The 20,237-nt window shown below is 72.4% G+C and carries 16 protein-coding genes; 10 read left to right on the plus strand and 6 right to left on the minus strand.

Going from position 1 to position 20,237, the window contains the following annotated elements:
• Nucleotides 1-29: 29 nt before the first annotated feature.
• Nucleotides 30-1,853, minus strand: a complete 1,824-nt coding sequence (locus PVK37_RS19325) for a S8 family peptidase (RefSeq protein WP_275028895.1) — start codon at nucleotides 1,851-1,853, stop codon at nucleotides 30-32.
• A 259-nt stretch (nucleotides 1,854-2,112) separates the two neighbouring features.
• On the opposite strand from PVK37_RS19325, the gene PVK37_RS19330 reads away from it, so the two are divergent.
• Both PVK37_RS19330 and htpG read left to right on the plus strand, forming a co-directional pair.
• Nucleotides 2,113-3,177, plus strand: coding sequence for a cobalamin-independent methionine synthase II family protein (locus PVK37_RS19330; RefSeq protein WP_275028896.1), 1,065 nt, complete (start codon nucleotides 2,113-2,115; stop codon nucleotides 3,175-3,177).
• A 138-nt stretch (nucleotides 3,178-3,315) separates the two neighbouring features.
• Nucleotides 3,316-5,232, plus strand: a complete 1,917-nt coding sequence (gene htpG, locus PVK37_RS19335; RefSeq protein WP_275028897.1) for a molecular chaperone HtpG — start codon at nucleotides 3,316-3,318, stop codon at nucleotides 5,230-5,232.
• A 48-nt stretch (nucleotides 5,233-5,280) separates the two neighbouring features.
• On the opposite strand, the gene PVK37_RS19340 is transcribed toward htpG, so the two are convergent.
• Genes PVK37_RS19340 through PVK37_RS19350 form a run of 3 tightly spaced genes read right to left on the minus strand, consistent with a single transcriptional unit; the run spans nucleotide 5,281 to nucleotide 7,939 of the window.
• Entirely contained in the window at nucleotides 5,281-5,868 is a 588-nt protein-coding gene (locus PVK37_RS19340) for a GerMN domain-containing protein (protein ID WP_275028898.1), read from the minus strand.
• Between the two features lie 35 nt (nucleotides 5,869-5,903).
• A complete protein-coding gene (locus tag PVK37_RS19345; protein ID WP_275035178.1) occupies nucleotides 5,904-7,253 on the minus strand; it encodes a sensor histidine kinase in 1,350 nt (449 codons plus the stop codon).
• A gap of 2 nt (nucleotides 7,254-7,255) precedes the next feature.
• Nucleotides 7,256-7,939, minus strand: a complete 684-nt coding sequence (locus PVK37_RS19350; RefSeq protein ID WP_275028899.1) for a response regulator transcription factor — start codon at nucleotides 7,937-7,939, stop codon at nucleotides 7,256-7,258.
• A 167-nt stretch (nucleotides 7,940-8,106) separates the two neighbouring features.
• Between PVK37_RS19350 and PVK37_RS19355 the strand changes: the two genes are divergently transcribed.
• From PVK37_RS19355 to PVK37_RS19390, 8 genes are all read left to right on the plus strand, one after another.
• Nucleotides 8,107-8,688, plus strand: a complete 582-nt coding sequence (locus PVK37_RS19355; RefSeq protein WP_275028900.1) for an STAS domain-containing protein — start codon at nucleotides 8,107-8,109, stop codon at nucleotides 8,686-8,688.
• Between the two features lie 61 nt (nucleotides 8,689-8,749).
• Entirely contained in the window at nucleotides 8,750-9,358 is a 609-nt protein-coding gene (locus PVK37_RS19360; protein WP_275028901.1) for an STAS domain-containing protein, read from the plus strand.
• Nucleotides 9,359-9,434: 76 nt separating this feature from the next.
• Nucleotides 9,435-10,532, plus strand: a complete 1,098-nt coding sequence (locus PVK37_RS19365; protein ID WP_423791091.1) for a winged helix DNA-binding domain-containing protein — start codon at nucleotides 9,435-9,437, stop codon at nucleotides 10,530-10,532.
• Between the two features lie 581 nt (nucleotides 10,533-11,113).
• Nucleotides 11,114-12,229, plus strand: a complete 1,116-nt coding sequence (locus tag PVK37_RS19370) for a hypothetical protein (RefSeq protein ID WP_275028902.1) — start codon at nucleotides 11,114-11,116, stop codon at nucleotides 12,227-12,229.
• Entirely contained in the window at nucleotides 12,229-13,071 is an 843-nt protein-coding gene (locus tag PVK37_RS19375; RefSeq protein WP_275028903.1) for an ACP S-malonyltransferase, read from the plus strand. The genes PVK37_RS19370 and PVK37_RS19375 overlap by 1 nt, the downstream gene beginning before the upstream one ends.
• A gap of 8 nt (nucleotides 13,072-13,079) precedes the next feature.
• Nucleotides 13,080-16,676, plus strand: coding sequence for a type I polyketide synthase (locus PVK37_RS19380; protein ID WP_275028904.1), 3,597 nt, complete (start codon nucleotides 13,080-13,082; stop codon nucleotides 16,674-16,676).
• 16 nt (nucleotides 16,677-16,692) lie between these two features.
• Complete coding sequence (locus PVK37_RS19385; protein ID WP_275028906.1) at nucleotides 16,693-18,021, plus strand: MATE family efflux transporter; 1,329 nt, start codon at nucleotides 16,693-16,695, stop codon at nucleotides 18,019-18,021.
• Nucleotides 18,022-18,046: 25 nt separating this feature from the next.
• Nucleotides 18,047-19,513, plus strand: coding sequence for a condensation domain-containing protein (locus PVK37_RS19390; RefSeq protein ID WP_275028908.1), 1,467 nt, complete (start codon nucleotides 18,047-18,049; stop codon nucleotides 19,511-19,513).
• 65 nt (nucleotides 19,514-19,578) lie between these two features.
• Here the strand turns inward: PVK37_RS19390 and PVK37_RS19395 are convergent, their stop codons facing one another.
• Nucleotides 19,579-19,773, minus strand: coding sequence for a DUF397 domain-containing protein (locus tag PVK37_RS19395; RefSeq protein ID WP_275028910.1), 195 nt, complete (start codon nucleotides 19,771-19,773; stop codon nucleotides 19,579-19,581).
• Nucleotides 19,766-20,230, minus strand: a complete 465-nt coding sequence (locus PVK37_RS19400; protein ID WP_275028912.1) for a DUF5753 domain-containing protein — start codon at nucleotides 20,228-20,230, stop codon at nucleotides 19,766-19,768. Before PVK37_RS19400 ends, PVK37_RS19395 begins: the two co-directional genes overlap by 8 nt.
• Nucleotides 20,231-20,237 lie beyond the last annotated feature (7 nt).

Raw genomic sequence — 20,237 nt, forward strand, 5'->3', positions numbered from 1 at the left:
AGCCGTCGTCCCGGGGCCTCGCGGTCACGTCAGCGGCTCAGCAGGTAGCTGTACGCGAAACCGCTGGGGTGGCAGACGTTGAGGTTGTTGCTGGACTGGCTGTAGCTGAACCCGGCCGGCACCGAGCAGGCCCACAGCCCGACGACCGGTACCCGGATCCGGTAGGAGTACGCGAAGGAGCTGGGGTTGCAGACGTTGAGGTCGTTGGTCACCCGGTCGTAGGTGAAGCCGGCCGGCACCGAGCAGACGGTGATGCTGTCCGCCGGGGCCCGCAGCCGGTACGTGTACGCCCAGCCGCCGGGGTTGCACCGGTTCAGGTCGTTGGTCACCCGGTCGTACGTGTAGCCCGCCGGTACCGAGCAGGCCCAGGTGTTGTCCAGGTTCTCGGTCACGGCCCAGGAGAACGAGGTGCTGCCGGTCCGGCTGGCGGCGTCCCGGGCGGTGACCGTCACGGTGTAGGTGCTGGCCGTGGTCGGGGTGCCGGAGATCAGACCGGTCGAGGAGTTGATGGACAGCCCGGCGGGCAGCCCGGCCGCCGACCAGGTGTACGGGGCGGTGCCGCCGGACGCCGACATCTGGAGGCTGGTCGCCACGTTCCGCCGTGAGGTCTGGTTCCCGGGGTTGTTCACCTGCACGGTGTCCGGCGTGCCGCCGTTGACGAACAGCAGCCGGTTGGGGGAGCCGCTCCCCGGGTTCGTGATCTTGTTAGGGGTGGCGTTGGTGTACATGGTGCTGGCCACCTGGGCGGGGGTCAGCCCCGGGTTGTCGTTGAGGATCAGGGCTGCGGCACCGGCCACGTGCGGGGCCGCCATGGACGTTCCGCTGATCGTGTTGGCGGCGGTGTCGCCGCTGCTCCACGCGGACGTGATGCCCACGCCGGGGGCGAAGATGTCGGTGCAGGTGCCGTAGTTGGAGAACGAGGCGCGGTTGTCGGCGCTGTCCGAGGCGTTGACCGTGATCGCCTCGGCGACCCGGGCGGGGGTGAAGTTGCAGGCGTCGGAGCTGCTGTTGCCGGAGGCGATGGCGTACACCACGCCGTCGGCGATGGACCGGCGGACCGCGTTCTCGACGGTGGCGTCGCTGCCCGACCCGCCGAGGCTCATGTTCGCCACGGCCGGTCCGGAGACGTGGTGGCCGGTGACCCAGTCGACGCCGGCGGCGACCGCGGCGAAGGACCCGGAGCCGGCGCAGTCGAGCACCTTCACCGCGACCAGGCGGACGCCCTTGGCGACCCCGTAGGACGCGCCGCCGACGGTGCCGGCCACGTGCGTGCCGTGCCCGTTGCAGTCGGTGTTGTTGCCGTCCACGGTGTTGGTGCCCCACACCGCCCGGCCGCCGAAGTCGCTGTGCGTGGTGCGGATGCCGGTGTCGATGATGTACGCGGTCACTGAGGGCGCGGTACTGGGGTAGGTGTAGCTGCTGTCCAGCGGCAGGTTGCGCTGGTCGATCCGGTTCAGACCCCAGGACGGCGGGCTGGGTTGGGTGCCGGTGGCCCGGACGGTGGCGTTCTGCGCCACGTACGCCACTCCCGGCTCGGCGGCGAGCCGGCGGGCGGCCTGCTCGCTGAGCCGGGCGGCGAAGCCGCGCAGGGCGTGCCGGTAGGTGTGTTCGACCTTCGCCCGGTACCGGGCGGCCAGGTTCCTGGTCCGGGTCTGCGCGTCGTCGGCGGTGACCTCGGTGTCGGCGTAGACGACCAGGTAGCTGCCGGGGATGGCGTCGGGATGGTGGGCGTTGCGGATCTCCCCTTCGGCGTACGCCGGGGTGACGACGGTGGCGGTCACGGCCAGCGTCGCCGTCGCTACGGCGGCGACCGCCGCGAGCCAGCGGCCCGGGCGTGGACGAGCCTTGCGCATCGGAGTTCTCCCTCGTGGGGGCGGGTGCCGGCCGCCGGGGTGGCCGGGCGGGCCGGGGGACGGTGCGCCTTGCGCGTCGCCGAGCGGGAACGGTGCGCGAGCGCAGCTGCGACGCTAGGTACTACATAGACGTAAAGCAATGCTTGAAAGGTCGCGGTCTGTCGTCGACAATCGATCACTTGTGGGTCTTGGGGGGCTGATCGCCCCGCCGTCGTGGCCGATATTGATAAGTGCGGCCGACGTCGATACCTTCTCCGGTATGGCCCTCCCCACCGAACCGATCGGCAGCCTGCCCCGTACCCCCGAACTCCTCGCCGGCCTCGCCGACCACGCCGCCGGACGGCTGGACCGGGCCGGCCTCGACGCCCTCCAGGACCAGGCCGTCCGGGACACCATCGCCCGGCTGGAAGCCCTCGGCTCGCCCGTGGTCACCGACGGCGAGCAGCGCAAAGCCAGCTTCGCCACGTACCCGCTCGACGGCCTCGACCAGCTCGCGCCGGACGGCGCGGTCATCCCGTTCGCCGACGGGCACACCCGGCAGCTGCCCCGGCTGACCGGCGGACCGTTCCGGTACGCCCAGCGTGCCGCGGACCATCTCCGGGCGGCGCAGCGGCACGCCACCGTACCGGTCAAGCAGGCGGTGATCGCGCCGTCCGCGCTGAGCCTGCTCTACCCCGCCGACGGCATCCCCGGCTACGACCGGGACGCCTTCCTCGACGACCTGGTCGACGAGGCCGAGGCGGACATCCGGGCCGCCCTCGACGCCGGCGCGCACGTGGTGCAGCTCGACTTCACCGAGGGCCGCCTGGCGGTGAAACTCGACCCGTCCAAGGGGCTGCTGGAGTCGTTCGTGGCGCTCAACAACCGGGTCCTGGACCGGTTCGACCCGGCCGAGCGGGCCCGGATCGGCGTGCACACCTGCCCCGGCGGCGACCAGGACTCCACGCACAGCGCCGACGTCGACTACGCCGAGCTGCTGCCCAGCCTGTTCGCGCTGCACGCCGGAGTGTTCTACCTGCAACTCGCCAGCGAGCCCGACCCGGACCGGGTGCTGCGCACGGTCGCCGCGCACGCCCGCCCCGAGCAGCGGATCTTCGTCGGCGTGACCGACCCGATCGACCCGGTGGTGGAGACCCCGGAACAGGTCCGCGACCGGGTGCTGCGGGCCGCCGAACACCTCCCGCCGGAACGGCTCGGCACCTGCGACGACTGCGGTTTCGCGCCGTTCGGTGACGACCTGTCCACCTCCCGGGAGACCGCCTGGGCCAAGGTGCGGGCCCGCGTCGAGGGCACCGCGCTGGCCGCCGAACGTCTGGGGGTGTGACCGACCCGCCGATAGCGGGGCGGACGCGCGGCCGGTGACCGACCGCCGGTAGCGGGGCGGACGGGTGACCCTGCCGGACGTCCGCCCCGACGGCTCGTATCCTTTCCGTCGACACCACCCGCACGGAAAGGAGTCGGCGTGAGCAACGGGGCCGAGACGCGCGAGTTCCAGGCCGAGGCACGTCAGCTGCTCCAGCTGATGGTCCACTCGATCTATTCCAACAAGGACGTCTTCCTGCGGGAACTCGTCTCGAACGCGTCCGACGCGCTGGATAAGCTCCGGCTGGAGTCGATGGTCGACAAGGATCTCGACGTCGACACCTCCGACCTGCACGTCGAGATCGAGGTCGACCGGGAGAACCGCACCCTCACCGTCCGGGACAACGGCATCGGCATGTCCCGCGACGACGTGGTCGCCCTGATCGGCACGATCGCCAAGTCCGGTACCGCCGAGCTGCTGCGCAAGCTGAAGGAGTCCCAGGACGCCAACGCCTCCCAGGAACTCATCGGCCAGTTCGGCGTCGGGTTCTACGCCACGTTCATGGTCGCCGACCGGGTGGAGCTGCTGACCCGGCGGGCCGGGCAGACCGGCGGCACCCGGTGGGAGTCCACCGGCGAGGGCACGTACACCGTCGAGGCGGTCGACGACGCCCCGCAGGGCACCTCGGTCACCGTGCACCTCAAGCCGGAGGACAGCGAGGACAACCTCTTCGACTACACCGCCGAGTGGAAGATCCGGGAGATCGTCAAGCGGTACTCGGACTTCATCGCCTGGCCGATCCGGATGACGGTGCAGCGGCCCGGCGAGGAGGAGGGCACGACCACCACCGAGGTGCAGACCCTCAACTCGATGAAGGCCCTCTGGGCCCGCCCCCGCAACGAGGTCGACGAGGCCGAGTACAAGGAGTTCTACAAGCACCTCAGCCACGACTGGGTGGACCCGCTGGAGATCATCCACATGCGGGGCGAGGGCACCTTCGAGTACGAGGCCCTGCTGTTCGTGCCCAGCCACGCCCCGTACGACCTGTTCATGCGGGAGGGCAAGCGCGGGGTCCAGCTGTACGTCAAGCGCGTCTTCATCATGGACGACTGCGAGGCGCTCATGCCGGACTACCTGCGCTTCGTCAAGGGTGTGGTGGACGCGCACGACCTGTCGCTGAACATCTCCCGGGAGATCCTCCAGCAGGACCGGCAGATCCGGGTGGTGCGCCGCCGCCTGGTCAAGAAGGTGCTCGCCACCGTCCGGACCATGCAGACCGAGCAGCCCGAGCGGTACCGCACGTTCTGGACCGAGTTCGGCCGGGCCGTCAAGGAAGGACTCATCGACGACACCGAGAACCGGGACACCCTGCTCGAGATCACCTCGCTCGCCTCGACCCACCACGAGACCGAGCTGACCACCCTCGCCGGGTACGTCGAGCGGATGAAGGACGGCCAGTCCGACATCTACTACCTGACCGGCGAGTCCCGGGCGATGATCGAGAACTCGCCGCACATGGAGGCGTTCCGCGCCAAGGGGTACGAGGTGCTGATCCTCACCGACCCGGTGGACGAGGTGTGGGTGGAACGCGTCGGCGAGTTCGACGGCCGGCCGCTGCGCTCGATCGCCAAGGGCCAGGTCGACCTGGACACCGAGGAGGAACGCAAGAGCGCCGAACCGGAGCGGGAGCAGCAGCGCAAGGACTTCGCCCCGCTGCTGACCTGGCTCGGTGAGCAGTTGACGGACGAGGTGCGGGAGGTGCGGCTGTCCAGCCGGTTGACCACCTCGCCGGCCTGCATCGTGGGTGACGCGCACGACCTGACCCCCACCCTGGAGAAGATGTACCGGGCGATGGGGCAGGATCTCCCGCCGGTCAAGCGGATCCTCGAACTGAACCCGACGCACCCGCTGGTCACCGGCCTGCGCAAGGCCCACGAGCAGGGCACCGACACCGAGGCGCTGACCGAGACCGCCGAGCTGCTGCACGGCATGGCGCTGCTCGCCGAGGGCGGGGAACTGGCCGACCCGGCCCGGTTCACCCGGATCCTCGCCGACCGGCTCGCCCGGGCGCTCTGACCGGCCCGTCCGGGTGGGACCGCCCCGGTCCCACCCGGACCCGCCAGGTCAGCGGGGCGTGATCATGGCGGAGTAGTCGGCGACGGTCAGCGGGCCGGTGGACAGGGAACCGTCGGCCCGGGGCACCCCGAGCCGTTCCCCGGCCTGCACGAAGATGACCCGGTCCACGTCGGGTCGGCTGGTCAGCGTGCAGACGATCTGCCCGAAGGCGAGCACCTCGTCGTTGCGCCCGGTGCCGGCCAACCGCTCGCCCACCTCCACGGTGGCCTCCCCACCCGCCACCCGGACGCCGGTGACCACGTTCACCCCGGTCAGGGTGCTGGTCAGTCCCGCGCCGCGTTCCGCGCCGACCGGGCCGTCCAACAGCAGCCGGATCTGCTCGCGCGGCGTCTGCGGGATGCGGACCCGCCGGTCCACCAGGACCAGCCTGTCGTCGCGGACGTAGCACAACTGCTCGACCAGCGCGCCGGTCTCGGTCACCGCCGGGGCGGGGGAGCTGAGCGCCGGAAACGGACCCTGGGGCGGGGTAACCGTCCGGGGTTCGCGTTCCCCGGTGACCCCGCACCCGGCCAGCGCCAGCAGCCCGACCAGCACGAGCAGCCCGGCCGCCGTGCCGACTGCCCTGCCGCCAGCCATGCCGGCCGCCGTCCGCCGCCGGGCCGGAGGGCCGGTCAGCACCGGGGCTCCCGCAGCTCGACCCGGAACCGGGCGCCACCGCCGGGCCGGTCGTCCACCAGCGCCCGCCCGCCGTGGGCGGCGGCGTGCTGCGCCACCAGCGCCAACCCGAGTCCGGTGCCGTCGCTGCCGCCCCGGGCGTTGGCCCCCCGGCCCCGGACGAACCGGTCGAAGATCACGGTCCGGTCCTGCGGGTCGACGCCCGGCCCGTCGTCGTCCACCTCCACCCGGTACGTGCCGTCGCCGGCGCTGAGCCGTACCGCGCAGGGGCCGCCGCCGTAGCGGACCGCGTTGTCCAGCAGGTTGCCCAGGAGCTGCTCGACCCGCCGCCGGTCGACCAGCCAGGTGCCGGGGCCGGTGGCGGTGACCAGGTTCTCCGGTAGGCCCCGCCCCCGGCACACCTGCCGGGCCAGGTCGGCGACGGCCACCGGGGTCCGCTCGGCCGGCTGGTCGCTGCGGGCCAGTTCGAGCAGGTCGTTGACGAGCGCCTGGAACCGGGCGATCTCGTCGGTGATCAGGTCCGTCGCGGTACGGGTCCGGTCGTCGAGGTGCTCCCGCCGCCGGTCCAGCACACTCGCCGCGGCGGCCAGGGTCTGCAACGGCGACCGCAGCTCGTGGCTGACGTCGGCGGCGAACCGGCGGTCCCGCTCCAACCGCCGGGACAACTGGTCGACCATGCTGTTGAACGAGGTGGTCAGCCGGGCCAGGTCCGGCTCGGTGGCCGGGTCCAACCGGGCGGTCAGGTCACCGGCGGTGATCTCCTCGGCGGCGTCGCTGACCGACCGCAGCGGTCGCAGCACGTACCGGGTGACGTGCCAGCCGATCGCCGCGCCGGCCGCGGCGGTGGTGACCGCGACGGCGGTGAGCACCAGGGCCACCGTCCGCAGCGTGTCCTCCAGTTCCTGGAGGTAGTCCACCTCGTAGAACGCGGTGGTGGCCGAGAGCGGCACCCCGACCACCACGGCCGGTTGCCCGTCGACCCGGATCCGCTGCACCGCCGGGGTGCCGTCGGCCACCAGGTCCTGCAAACGGGCGGGAATGCCGGTGGTGACACCGGCGTCCACGTTGCGGGCGTACCAGATGCCGTCGCGGCGCAGCACCGCCCGGCGGTTGCCGCCGGTGTCCAGGGACCGCAGCACCTCGATGACGTCGGGCCGGTCACCGGTCAGCCCGGACTGCACGATGGCGGCGTCGAAGTAGGCCGCCCGGACCGCGGTGCGTTCCCGTTCGGCCAGCAGCGAACTGCGGGTCAACTGGTACGACGCGAGCGCGATCGAGGTGGACAGCGCCAACGCGCCGGCGGCGAAGCCGGCGCTGACCCGGGTACGCAGACCGGCCCGTCGCATCGTCAACGCTGCATCTTGTAGCCGAGCCCGCGCACGGTGACCAGGTGCCGGGGCGCGGCGGTGTCCGGCTCGATCTTCTGCCGCAGCCGGCCCACGTGCACGTCGACCAGCCGCTCGTCACCCACCGTGTAGCCCCAGACCCGTTCCAGCAGCTGCTGCCGGGACAGCACCCGCCCCGGATGTTGGGCCAGCTCGCAGAGCAGCCGGAACTCGGTACGGGTCACCGCGACCGGCGTACCCCCGAGCCGCACCTCACCCCCGTCGGGCCGGATCTCCAGGTCCCCGAAGACCAGCGTCGTCACCGTCGCCGGGTCGGTGCTGGCGGCGCGGGCGCGGCGCTTGAGGGCGCGCAGCCGGGCGGTCAGCTCCTTGATGGCGACCGGTTTGACCAGGTAGTCGTCGGCGCCGGCCTCCAACGCGGCGACGATGTCGTGCGTGTCGTCCCGGGCGCTGACCACGACGATGGGGACGTCGTCGCTGCGGCGGATCTCCCGGATGCACTCGAAGCCGTCGACACCGGGCAGCATCAGGTCCACCAGCACGGTGTCGGCCGGGTCGTCGCGCTGGGTGCGCAGCCCCTCCTCGGCGGTGGCGGCGCCCCGGGCCGCGTACCCCTCGTCCTCCAGCGCGAGCACCAGGGACAGCCGGATCCGGTCGTCGTCCTCGATCACCAGCACTCCCGTCATCCCGCCATCATTGCGCGCCGGACCCGTTCGGCCGCAACCGCCCACCGGCCGCCCCGGCGGCGCGCTGGCTTTGTCACTGATCCGTCACATGTTCGGGGAGAACCCGCCACACCCCTGCGGAAGGCTGGACGCCGGCTGACCCGCGACGACGATCGGGAGGTGCGGCGATGGACGGGAGTGGACGTGGCGACGGCGGTGAGCCGGTGACGGAGTTGGCCGAGATCGTCGTCACCGAACCCCTCGACCTGACCGGGGTACGGGAACTGGGCACGGTCATCGACAGCATCCTGGCGCTGGGCCCGGCCCGGCTGGTGATCGACGTCTCGGCGTGTCCGCACGTCGACGCGGCGGGCATCGGGCTGCTGCTCGACACCCATCGGCGGATGTGGCGGATCGGTGGTCGGCTCGCGCTGCGGAACCCGACCCCCCGGATCCGGCGGCTGCTCCAGGTCGCCCGGGTCGACCAGGTCTTCCACGTGCTCGACGCGCCGTCGTCCCCCGCGCCCGCCGACCCCGTATCGTCCGGCCCCGCGGCCCCGCCGACCGCGCCGCCCGGCCCGGCGTCCGCCGGCCCCGCGCCCGCCGCCCCGGTGACCGCCGGCCCTCCCGCCGGCCCGGCGCTCGCTGGTTCCGGTGGTCCGGCGCTCGGCGGGTCCGGCGGCCGGGCCGGCGACGTTCCGCGCGCGGTGGCGGCGACCCGGGCCGCACGGGGCCGGGCCCGGGTCGTCGTCCCCGTCCACGCGCGGTGAGGCCGCCCACGACGTCGGGCCGCCGGCACCGCGGCCCGACCCCCCAACCGGCGGGTCCGGCATGACCGTGGTACCCGGACTGCGCGCCGACACGGTCAACCTGATCTGCGACCACTGCGGGGACGCCGTGGAGGGGATCCCGGCCGTCCTGCCCGAGCCCGACGTGGTGTGGACCGTGATCGGCGAGCACGGCTGGGACGGCTCGCCCTTCGCGGTCGGACCGCACCGCTGTCCCGGCTGCATCGTGGCCACCCTGGTCACGCCGCCCGCCCCGGACGTCGACCCGGGTTCGCCCCCGCGTCCCGACCCGGACGGCTGGCGGGTGGACGTCGAGGAGATCGCGGGGGTACGCGTGCTCACCCCCGCCGGCGACATCGACGTGCTGGTCGCCGACGTGCTGCGGGAGGCGTTGACCACGGCGGTCACCGCCGACCGGGACGTGGTGCTGGACCTGTCCCGGGTCGGGATGATCGACTCCACCGGGCTGGGTCTGCTGGTCCGCGCCCACCGCGACGCCCGGCAGCGGAACCGTACGTTCTGCCTGGTGGCACCGTCCCGGTTCGTGCTCACCGTGCTCCACACGATGCGCCTGGACTCGGTCTTCCTGGTCTTCGACCACCGGACGCAGGCGCTGACCTGCCTGGCCGCCGAAACCACCCCGCGCGGGTGAGGCCGGGCGCCCTCCGCTAGAAAGGGGCGAGAGGCGGGGTGACACCCCGGCGTCGGCGGAGGAGGCACCGGTGGAGATCACCGCGCGGGAGGCGCTCGCCTGGCGGATGGCGGGCCTGCTGCTCCGCCCCGGGGACGGCCCCCGCCCCGGTGACGTCGCCGGGGTGGTCGAGTGGTTCGGCGCGATGCAGGCCCAGGACGTCGCCAGCGGCCTCTGGTCGCTGGGTGTACGGCTGCCCGGCGCGACGGCCGACGACGTGCGGGAGGCGCTGGAGCGGCGCGAGGCGCTGCGGACCTGGCCGATGCGCGGCACGGTGCACCTGGTGCCGTCGCGGGACGCGCACTGGATGCTGGCGACGCTGGGGGAGCGGGCGCTGGCCGGGGCGGCCCGCCGCCGGGCGGTGCTCGGTCTGGAGGAGGCGACCGCCGACCGGGCGGTGGACGTGCTCGGCGCGGCGCTGGCCGGGGGCGGCCGGTTCACCCGGGACCAGTGCCGGCAGGCGCTCACCGCGGCCGGCGTCGACTGCACCGGCCAGCGCCTGTACCACCTGCTCTGGTACGCCAGCCAGCGCGGCGTGCTGTGCATCGCCCCGCACGTCGGCACCGAGCAGACGTTCGTGCTGCTGGACGAGTGGGTGCCCGACCCGCACCGGCCCGACCGGGAGGAGGCCCTGGGCATCATCGCGCTGCGGTACTTCCGTAGCCACGGCCCCACCACCCGGCAGGACTTCGCCGGTTGGACCGGGCTGACCGCCGCCGACGCCCGCCGGGGCATCGCGGTGGCCGGCGACGCGCTCGGCACGGTACGCGTCGACGGGGTGGACATGATCGTGTCGACGGCTCGTCGGGAGGCCGGGCCGCTGCCGCCGGTCGACGACTGGTGGACCCTGCCCGGCTTCGACGAGTACCTGCTCGGCTTCAAGGACCGTGCGCTGATGGTCGACCCGGCGCACCTGTCGGCGATCATCCCCGGCGGGAACGGGGTGTTCCAGGCGACGGTGGTGCGGGGCGGGCGGGTGGTCGGCACCTGGAAGCGCACCGTCGGACGGAAGCAGACCACGGTCCGGGTCACCCCGCTGGTGGCTCTCGGGGCCGCCGAGCGGTCGCGGACCGAGCAGGCGTTCGGACCGTACGGGGCGTTCGTCGGGCAGCCGCTGCGCGTCGACTGGGCGTGACGTGGCATTCGCTCCGAAAGGGACAGAAGCCGGTAATCGGCTACAGCTTTGTTGTCCGTCAATAGCTTGGTGATGTTACGGGCGACGGCTCAGTCTCTTGAAATGCCTGGTAGAAGTGCAATAGGGGTGGCCGTGCCCGAAGATCTGGGATTCATCCGTTCAGCTATTCCCATCGAAGTCATGATCGGTGTACGGTCAGTGGCGTGTCCGCAACCACATTCACGTACAGTAATCTAAGCCCTGGCGGTTCCGTCGGCGTCCGCAGGTCCGTTCGCAACCGGATCCGGTGCTGAGAGCCGTAGGAAAAGGGTTTCCAGTCCTTCCTGGTAGCTGAGCTACCCCGCCGGTCGGCGCATTCCCCGCATCCGTCGACCGGGTCACCGCGCGTTGTCACCATCCGTCAGGGGCGGCTCGGCACCGGCCGCCACGTCGACATCGACGTCGGCGCTTTCCCCTGGGCGAACGATGGATGTTTCCTGCGCGTTTCCCGCAGATGTGGCCGACGATGCGGCAGCGTGCCTTGGGCTGCTGTCGACATCAATTGTCTGAACTGTTTCCAGGACCTATGAACAGGCAGTTTCATGACGCGTACCCTGTTACTGTTCGACGGTCTCGGTGGGCGGGTCGACACCCTGCTGCCCATGCTCGGCGAGCTGTACCGCAGGCCCGACAATCACCTCTACTTCCACCAGGTCTGCACCGTTCTGGACGCCGTGACGGCGTACGTCGGCGACGAGGCCCGCACCGTACTGCCACCCGGTGGGCTCGCGTTGCGGACCTGGCTGGAATCTCCGCTGGCACCGGAGACCCTGACCAACTCCGTCGTCGCCGGTGTCTGCGTACACGTGCTCCAGGTCTGTCACCTGCAACCCACCCGCGACCTGGTGGGTGACCAGGTGGTCGCGGCGCTGGGCCACAGCATCGGCCTGCAGGCGGCACTCGTCGCCGGCCTACGGCTGCGCCGGATGGACCGGTTCCTCGAGGTGGCGGCGGCTGCCCTGCGGCTGGTCGCGCTCAGCCTCGTCCGGGGCCACCAGGCGACCGACGGCACCACCGTCGGGCCCGAGCAGGCCGGCCGGTACCTGGCGCGGGACCGCCGGGGCGCGCCACCCGGGCCGATGGCCACCGTGACCGGCCTGCACCGGGACGACCTGACCGCCCTGCTGCGCCGCCACCAGGACACCGGCGGCCGGTCGCTGTCACTGTCGCTGGTCAACGCGCCCACCGCCCAGGTGCTCAGCGGCACCCCCGCCGAACTGCTCGACTTCTACTTCGCCCACCAGGACCACTTCGCCCGGTCCGGGGTGGACTGGGCGTTCCTGCCGAACACCATCCCCTTCCACAGCGACCACCTGCTCCCGGCCGTCCGGCGGGTACGGCAGGACCTCGGGTTCGTCGGTCCGCTGCCCGGACCGGAGCAGCTCGTCCTGCCGGTGTACGCCACCGACACCCCCCGCAACCTGCAACACGCCACCGACCTGACCGACGAGTACCTGCACCAGGTACTCGTCCGGCCGGTCGAGTGGGAACGCGCCACCGCGTACGCGATCCGGGACGCCCGGGTGCAGCGGGTCGTGGACTGCGGACCGGGACCGGGCGCCCGCCGGTACGTCCGCGAGTGCCTGACCACCGGCGCGCGCAACCTGCGCTTCGAACCGGTCCACCGGTCGGCGCGACGTCGAGAGGAGAACACCTGATGCACTGCCTACTCTTCCCCGGCCAGGGTGTGCAGCGCCGCGGCATGGGCGCGGAGCTGTTCGCCCGGTACCCGGAGCAGACCGCCCTCGCCGACGCGGTCCTCGGCTACTCGATCGAGGAACTGTGCGTCCGCGACCCGCACCGCCGCCTGCGCGACACCCGGTACGCCCAACCGGCGGTCTTCTTCGTCAACGCGCTGCTCGGGGCGGACCGGCTGGCCGAGTTCCCGGACCGCTACCGGTACCTGGCCGGGCACAGCCTGGGCGAGTACAACGCCCTGCACGCCGCCGGGGTGCTGGACCTGGCCGACGCGCTGCGACTGGTGCGCCGCCGGGCCGAACTGATGGCCGAGGTGACCGGCGGCGGCATGTCCGCGGTGCAGGGGGTGCCGGAGGCGTTCGTCCGGCGGGCGATCACCGAGACCGGCCTGGGCCGGGTGTACGTCGCCAACCTCAACGCCGACACCCAGACCACCATCGCCGGTGACCGTACCGAGGTCGCCGTCGCCGGCAAGGCCATCGCCGTCCTGCCCGGGGCCCGGGTGGTGCCGATCAACGTCAGCGGCCCGTTCCACACCCCGCTGATGGCCCCCGCCGAGCGGGAGTTCCGCGCCGTGCTCGCCGACCAGACGTTCGCCCCGGCCGGCACGCCGGTGGTCTCCAGCGTCACCGGGGAGCTGTTCGACGTCGACCGGGCGGCGGACCTGCTGGCCCGGCAACTGTCCGCGCCCGTCGAGTGGGTCCGCGCCGTCGGCACCCTGCGGGCCGCCGGCGTCACCGGCTTCGACGAGGTCAACGGGCAGACCCTGAGCGCCCTCGTGAACCGCATCGCACAGAGGTGAGGAACCCCATGAACACGGACATCGCCGTCGTCGGTCTCTCGGTGGAGGTTCCCGGCGCCCGGGACCTGGACGCCTTCTGGCAGATCGTCGCCTCCGGCACCAGCCTGACCCGGCCCTTCCCGACCGACCGCCGCAGCAAGCTCGCCGAGTACATCCGCTACCTGCGCGCGGTCAGCGTCGACCCGGTGGAGGACACCGACCTGGAGTACCACAACGGGTCCTTCCTGGACACCGTGGACACCTTTGACTACGCCGCCTTCGGGATGAACCCGCGCCAGGCCACCCTGACCGACCCGCACCACCGGATGGTGCTGCGGGCGATGTTCCTGGCCTTCGAGGACGCCGGCTACTCCCGGGACCGGCTGCGGGGGAGCCGTACCGGGGTGTTCGTCGGGTTCGCGGTCAACCCCGGCTCCACGTACCTGGACTACATCTCCCGAATCGATCCGAGCGTCGGCCAGCAGGCCCTCACCGGCAACATCCCGACCATGCTGGCGAACCGGCTGTCGCACTTCCTGGACCTGCGCGGGCCGAGCCTGGTCGTCGACACCGCCTGCTCGGCGACCCTGGTCGCGGTGCACCAGGCCAAGAACGCGCTGCTGGCCGGGGACTGCGAGATGGCGGTGGTCGGCGGGGCCCGGATCGTGTTCGCGCCGGTGAAGCACCCGCACAGCAACATCGGCATCGAGTCGTCCGACGGGGTCACCCGCACCTTCGACGAGGCCGCCGACGGCACCGGCTTCGGCGAGGGCTCCGGCGCGGTCGTGCTCAAGCGGCTGGACCGGGCGCAGGCCGACGGCGACCAGATCTACGCCGTCATCAAGGGCAGCGCGGTCAACCACGACGGCAACACCGAGGGCATCACCAACCCGGACTCCGACTCGCAGGCCGAACTGCTCCGTACCGCCTGGCGCAACGCCGGGGTGGACCCGCGCAGCATCGGCTACCTGGAGGCGCACGGCACCGCCACCCGGGTCGGCGACCCGATCGAGCACGAGGGCATGAAGCGGGCCTTCGCCACGTACACCGCCGACCGGGGGTTCTGCGCGGTCGGCACGGTCAAGGCCAACGTCGGGCACCTCTTCGAGGGCTCCGGGGTGATCGGGCTGATCAAGGCGATCGCCGTGCTGCGGCAGCGGGCCATCCCGCCGCAGGCCAACTTCCACACCCCCAACCCCAGCCTCGACTTCGCCTCCGGTCCGCTGTACGTGTCGACCAGCCTGCGGCCCTGGGAGTCGCCGGACGGCCCGCGCCGGGCCGGGGTGAGCGCGTTCGGCCTGGGCGGCACCAACGCCCACGTGGTGCTCCAGGAGTACGTCGAGCCGGCGGCCGACCGGCCCGCCGACGACGGTGGCCCGCACCTGTTCACGCTCAGCGCCGCCACCATCCGGTCGCTGACCGCGCTGGCCGACCGGTACGTGCGGTTCCTCGACGAACCCGCCGGCCGGGACCTGCCCATCGCCGACATCTGCCACACCAGCCGGATCTCCCGCAGCTCGCACCGGCACCGGCTCGCCCTGGTCGTCACCGACCACGACGACCTGCGGCACCAGCTCGTCGACGCGCTGGCCGACCGGCTGCCGGCGCTGCCGGACACCCCGCTCGCCGACCACGCCCGGGAGTACCTGCGCGGTGCCCCCGTCGACTGGCGGGCGTTGGCCGGCCCGGTCCCGCCCCGGGTGGTCCGGCTGCCCGGGTACGTCTTCGACGAGAGCCTGGCCTGGGTGGAGTTCCCCGACACCTGGCGGGACCAGCTCTCCCTCGGTGCCGCCGAGGAGCGCCACCCGGTGACCCACGACGTGGAGTTCCAGCCCGCCCCGGCCCCCGCCGAGCTGGCCGCCACCGCGACCGTGCTGGCCCTGGTCGACCCGGACACCGACGCGGAGGCCCTGCTCACCGCCGCCGGCCCGGGTGACCTACGGGTGCTGCGGCTGGGCGCGCCGGTCGAACCGGACGGTCCGGTGTTCACCGCCGGTGACCCGGCCGGGTACGAGCGGATCGCCCGGCTGGTCGCCGACGGCGGCGTCACCCACCTGGTGCACGCGCTGGCCTTCGAGGCGGAACCGGCCACCGACATCCACGAGATCGACCGCCGCGTCGACAAGAACCTGCACAGCCTGTTCCGGCTCTCCCAGGCGCTGATGGCGGCCGGCGTCAAGGTCGACCTGACCGTGCTGACCCGCACCGCGGTCCCCGCCGCCGAGGGCGACCACCCGGCGGTCACCGAGAACGCCGCCCTGGTCGGCTTCGGCAAGGTGATCGGCCGGGAGTACCCGTACATCCGGGTCCGGCACCTGGACGTGGACCCGACGGTGCCACCGGCGGCGGTCCGCGCGGAACTGCTCTCCGGCGAGTACGGCCTGTTCCTGCTGCGCGGTGGGCAGCGGCTGCGGGAGGTGTTCGTGGAGGTCCCGGAGGTCGCCGCCGACGGGCCGCAGACCTACCTGAAGCCCGGCGGCACCTACCTGGTCACCGGTGGTACCGGCGCGCTCGGCCTGGCGGTGGCCCGGTTCTTCGCCGAACGCGAACCGAAGATCAACCTGGTGCTGCTGAGCCGTTCCGGTCTGCCGGCCCGGGACGAGTGGGACGACCTGCTCGCCACCTCCGCCGACAGCGCGGTGGCCGGTCGGGTGCGGGCGGTCCGCGAGATCGAGGAGCTGGGCGCGACGGTGCAGGTCACCCCGGCCGACGCCGGTGACCCGGCGGCGCTGACCGCCGCGGTGACCGCGATCCAACGCGACCACGGCCGGATCGACGGCATCGTGCACGCCGCCGGCCTCCCCGGTGGCAGCACCCTGATGTTCCGGCAGCTCGACGACTTCGACGCGGTGGTACGGGTGAAGCTGCACGCGGCGTTCCTGCTCGACCAGCTCACCCGGGCCGACCGGCCCGACTTCGTCGTGCACTTCTCCTCGGTGGCGTCGGTCTTCCCGGCCCCCGGCCAGGCCGACTACGCGGCCGGCAACTACTACCTGGACGCGGTCGCCCGCGCCCAGGCCGGTCGGGACACCCACGTGGTCGCCCTGGACTGGGTGGCCTGGAAGGAGATCGGCATGGCCGTCGACCACGGCACCGCCGGCGACACCATGTTCAAGGCGCTGCCGACCCGTACCGGTCTGGAGGTGATGGACGCGGCGCTGCGGTCGCGGCGGTCCCGGCTGTTCGGCGGTGAACTGCACTACCGGGGTGAGCTGATCCACCTGCTGCGCTCGTACGACGTGCCGCTGTCGGCCGACATCGAGACCAAGGTGGAACGGGAGATGCGGGCGCTGGACGAGCGGCTGCGCAGGGCGTCGGAGAAGATCCGGGCCAACGTGGCGGCCGTCGACGTGGAGCTGGTCGGCCGGGCCGACGGCGGGTACACCGAGGTCGAACAGTCGGTGGGCCGGTGCCTGGCGCTCGCCTTCGGTTTCCCCGAACTCGACGTCGAGGCCGACTTCTTCGACCTCGGCGGCGACTCCATCATGGCCGCCTCGGTGGCCAGCACCATCGCGGTCTGCCACGACGTGCAGTACGACGTCGCGGACCTGCTCGCCGACCGGACCATCGCCGAGATCGCGTACCACATCGAGGACCTCGTCGAGTTCGCCGACCGCGAGTCGTGAGCCCCCGATGACGGACATGACCAGCGGGCCGGCGGTACGGCGCATCGTCGGCTTCGCGCTGCCGCTCACCGCGGCCAACCTGCTCCAGCAGGGCTACCTGCTGGTCGACAGCATCGTCGTCGGCCGGTACGTCGGGGTGGAGGGGCTGGCCGTGGTGGGTGCCACCGGCCCGCTGTTCTACCTGCTGAACGCGATGTTCATCGGGCTGGGCACCGCGTTCACCATCCGGCTGGCGCACCTGCGCGGCGCCGGACAGCATGAGGACCGGCGGGCCGTCGTCCGCGCGCTGGCCCTCACCACGGTGGTCTGGTCGGTCGGCTGTGTCGCCCTGGCGACCGTGCTGGCCGGCCCGGCCCTGGCGCTGATGGGCATCCACGGCGACCTGGCGGCCGACGCGCAACGGTTCTTCGCGATGCTCTCCCTCGGCTTCCCGGGCATCTTCGGCTCCGCGGCGGTCAGCGCCTACTTCCGGGGCCTCGGCGACTCCCGGGCGGCCATGTGGGTGCAGGGCTTCGGCAGCGTGGTCAACGTGGTGCTGGTCTGGATCCTGGTGGCGGTGCTCGACGCCGGGGTTTCCGGGGCGGCGCTGGCCACCGCGGCGGCGAGCACCCTGGCGCTGGTCGTCGGGCTCGCCCACGCGGCCCGCGTCCACCCGGTCACCGGCGGCCGGTCCACCCCGGCCGTCCGCCGGGAACTGACCGACGCGGTACGCCTCGGACTGCCGCTGGCCAGCCAGCACATCATCCTCGCGGTGGGCATCATGGCGCTGGTCTGGGTGATCCAGCGCTACGGCGAGACGGTGATGGCGGCGTTCACGGTGGTGTCCCGGATCGAACTGTTCACCGGCATGCTGTTCCTGGACCTCTCCGGCGCGGTGACCGCGTTCGTGGCGCAGAACCTCGGCCACGGCGACCGGTCGCGGGCCCGGTACGGGCTGGTCCGCACCCTCGGCCTGACCGTCGGGTTGTCCGTCCTGGTCGGGGCGGCGGTGATGCTGGCCCGGTCACCGATCGCCGCGCTGTTCACCGAGGACCCGGCCGCCCGCGCGCTCACCGAGCGGTACATCCTGATCATCTACCCGTTCCTGGCGCTGTACACGGTGATGGTGGTGGTGCACGGCTACCTCAACGGCGCGCGCCGGACCACCGCCCCGCTGATCTGCACGGTCATCGCGTTCGTGCTGGTGCAGATCCCGGTCGCCTACCTGTTCCACGGCCCGTTCGGCATCGACGCCGTGATGTGGGCCCAGGTGGCCGGCTGGTCGGCCGGACTGGCGTACTCCCTGTTCTGTCTGCGGGACGTGTTGTTCTCCCGCCCCGCGCCGGCACTCGCCCCGGCGCGCTGACCGTGCTCCCGAGAGGCGACCACGCATGATCACCGAGAGCAGTGCCGAGTTCGAGTTCCACGGTGGCCGGGCCCGCAGCGCCCCCCTCGCGTGGGGACAGCAGGGCACCTGGGACGTCATCCGGCACTGGTACCCGGAGACCAAGCCGTTCTTCGTGCTCACCCGCTGGCTGCCGGTGCCGCTGCTGCTCGAACTGGGTGACGTGCTGGAGGAGTTGGCCGAGCTGATGCGCCGGCACGAGGCGCTGCGCACCCTGTACCACGCCAGCGAGCGCGGCGAGGTCACCCAGGAGGTGCTGCCCGGCGGGGTGGTCACCGTGGACCTGTACGACCGCCCCGCCGACGACCCGGTGAGCTTCACCGACATCGTCACCACCTGCGTCGAACGGGGCACCGCCACCGGGTTCGACCACGAGCGGGAGGTGCCGATCCGGTTCGCCGTCGCGCTGCACGAGGGCATCCCGGTGCTGGTGGTGTTCGCGGTGTCCCACCTGTCGGCGGACTACCTCAGCGCCGACCTGCTCGCGGCGGAACTCAACGCCCTGCTGCGGGCCCGGGTGGACCGGGTCCCCGCCCCGCCGGCCCGGCCCGCCGCGCAGCCGGTGGACCTGGCCACCTTCGAACGGTCCCCGCAGGGCCAACTGCTCAACGTGGAGGCGATGCGCCACCTGCGGCAGCACCTCGACCGGATCACCCCCGGCCTGCTGCCGGCGCGGGCCACCCCGGTGACACCCCGGTTCCACCGGGGCGAACTGGAGTCCGACGCCATGCCGGTGGCGTTGCGGGCGGCGGCCCGCCGGCACCGCACCACCACGTCGGTCCTGCTGCTGGCGGTCAGTATGGCGCTGCTGGGCCGGTTCTGCCCCGGGCCGGTCCTGCCGCTGGACATCATGCAGAGCAACCGGTCCACGCCGGAGCTGTTCCACACCGTGTCCAGCCTGAACCAGGCCGTCCGGACCGCCGTGGACCTGCCCGCCGTGACCTTCGCCGACCTGGTGGAGCGGGCGGCGCGGGTGATGGCGCAGGCCCGCGCGTACGCCCGGTACGACGGTCGGGCCGCCCAGCAGGTGATCGCCACGGCGGCCCGGTCGAGGGGCACCGACTTCGAACCGGGCTGCCAGTTCAACGACATGTGGTCCACGCTGCCCCGGCCGGCGGGCCGACCGGTCACGGACCCGGCGGAACTGGACCGGCTCGCCGCCGCGACGACGTTCGGCTGGCCGCAGACGGCCGACGCCGAGGGGATGGTGGTCTTCCTGGACGTCCGGGGCACGGCGGAACGGCTCCAGTTGTCGCTGATGGCCGACACCGCGCTGCTGCCGCCCGACGACATCCGGGCGGTGCTGTTCGCCTTCGAGCGGGTCGCCATCGCCCTGGCGACCGGGGAGGTCACCCTCGCCGGGATGCACGCGATCCTCGACGGGTGCCGCACCGACCCTGCCGGACCGGGGGACCCGGCCCGCGCCGTCAGCGGGTCACCGACGACCCGCTGAATCCGGCAGGTGGCCGGCGTCGTCCGCTGACCTGGGCCCGGGTGGTCGTCGCCGGCTTCACCCGGTCAGTGCGACGAGCGGATCGACCGGGTGAAGGAAGCCCAGCTTCCGGAGATGAAGGTGAGGGCCGGACCAGCCGGGTCCTTGCTGTCGCGTACGGCGACGATGTCAGGGAGGTTGGTCGCGACCTCGACGCAGTCACCCCCGTTGCTGCCGCTGCGGGTGCTCTTGCGCCACTTGGCATCGCTGAGATCAACCACGGTGGACCTCCACATGGATCTTGCTGATCAGGTGCCTTGATTGTGTCTCATCGAGTGCCAGCTCATCGAGGCTCGTCCATGCCTTTTCATGGGCTGCGTACTCTTCCGGCCGGTCCAGGTAGAGGGCCCCCGTCCACGACTCGCAGTAGACCACCGATGGCTCCGGAGTGGTCCGCTTGTCGAGAGGGAAGTCGAGGATGACGAAGGTGCCCGCCTCCACACCCCGATGGAGGCCGGCTGGCAACGGGAGCACCCGCACGGAAACGTTGGGTAGCTCCCCGACATCCAGCAGGTGGCGAAGCTGATCAACCATGATGGCCGCGCTGCCTACCGTGCGGAGCAACGCTGCCTCGGCCAAGATCACTTCGAGCTTGGGCGGCGGCGGCAGCCTGCGGCGGAGAAGGGTCTGCCGTTGCAGGCGCACCTCGACCAGCCGCTCCCGCTCTCCCTCCGTCACCTCCTGC

This window comes from Micromonospora cathayae (genome assembly GCF_028993575.1).
In the GTDB taxonomy this organism is placed as follows: Bacteria; Actinomycetota; Actinomycetes; order Mycobacteriales; family Micromonosporaceae; genus Micromonospora; species Micromonospora cathayae.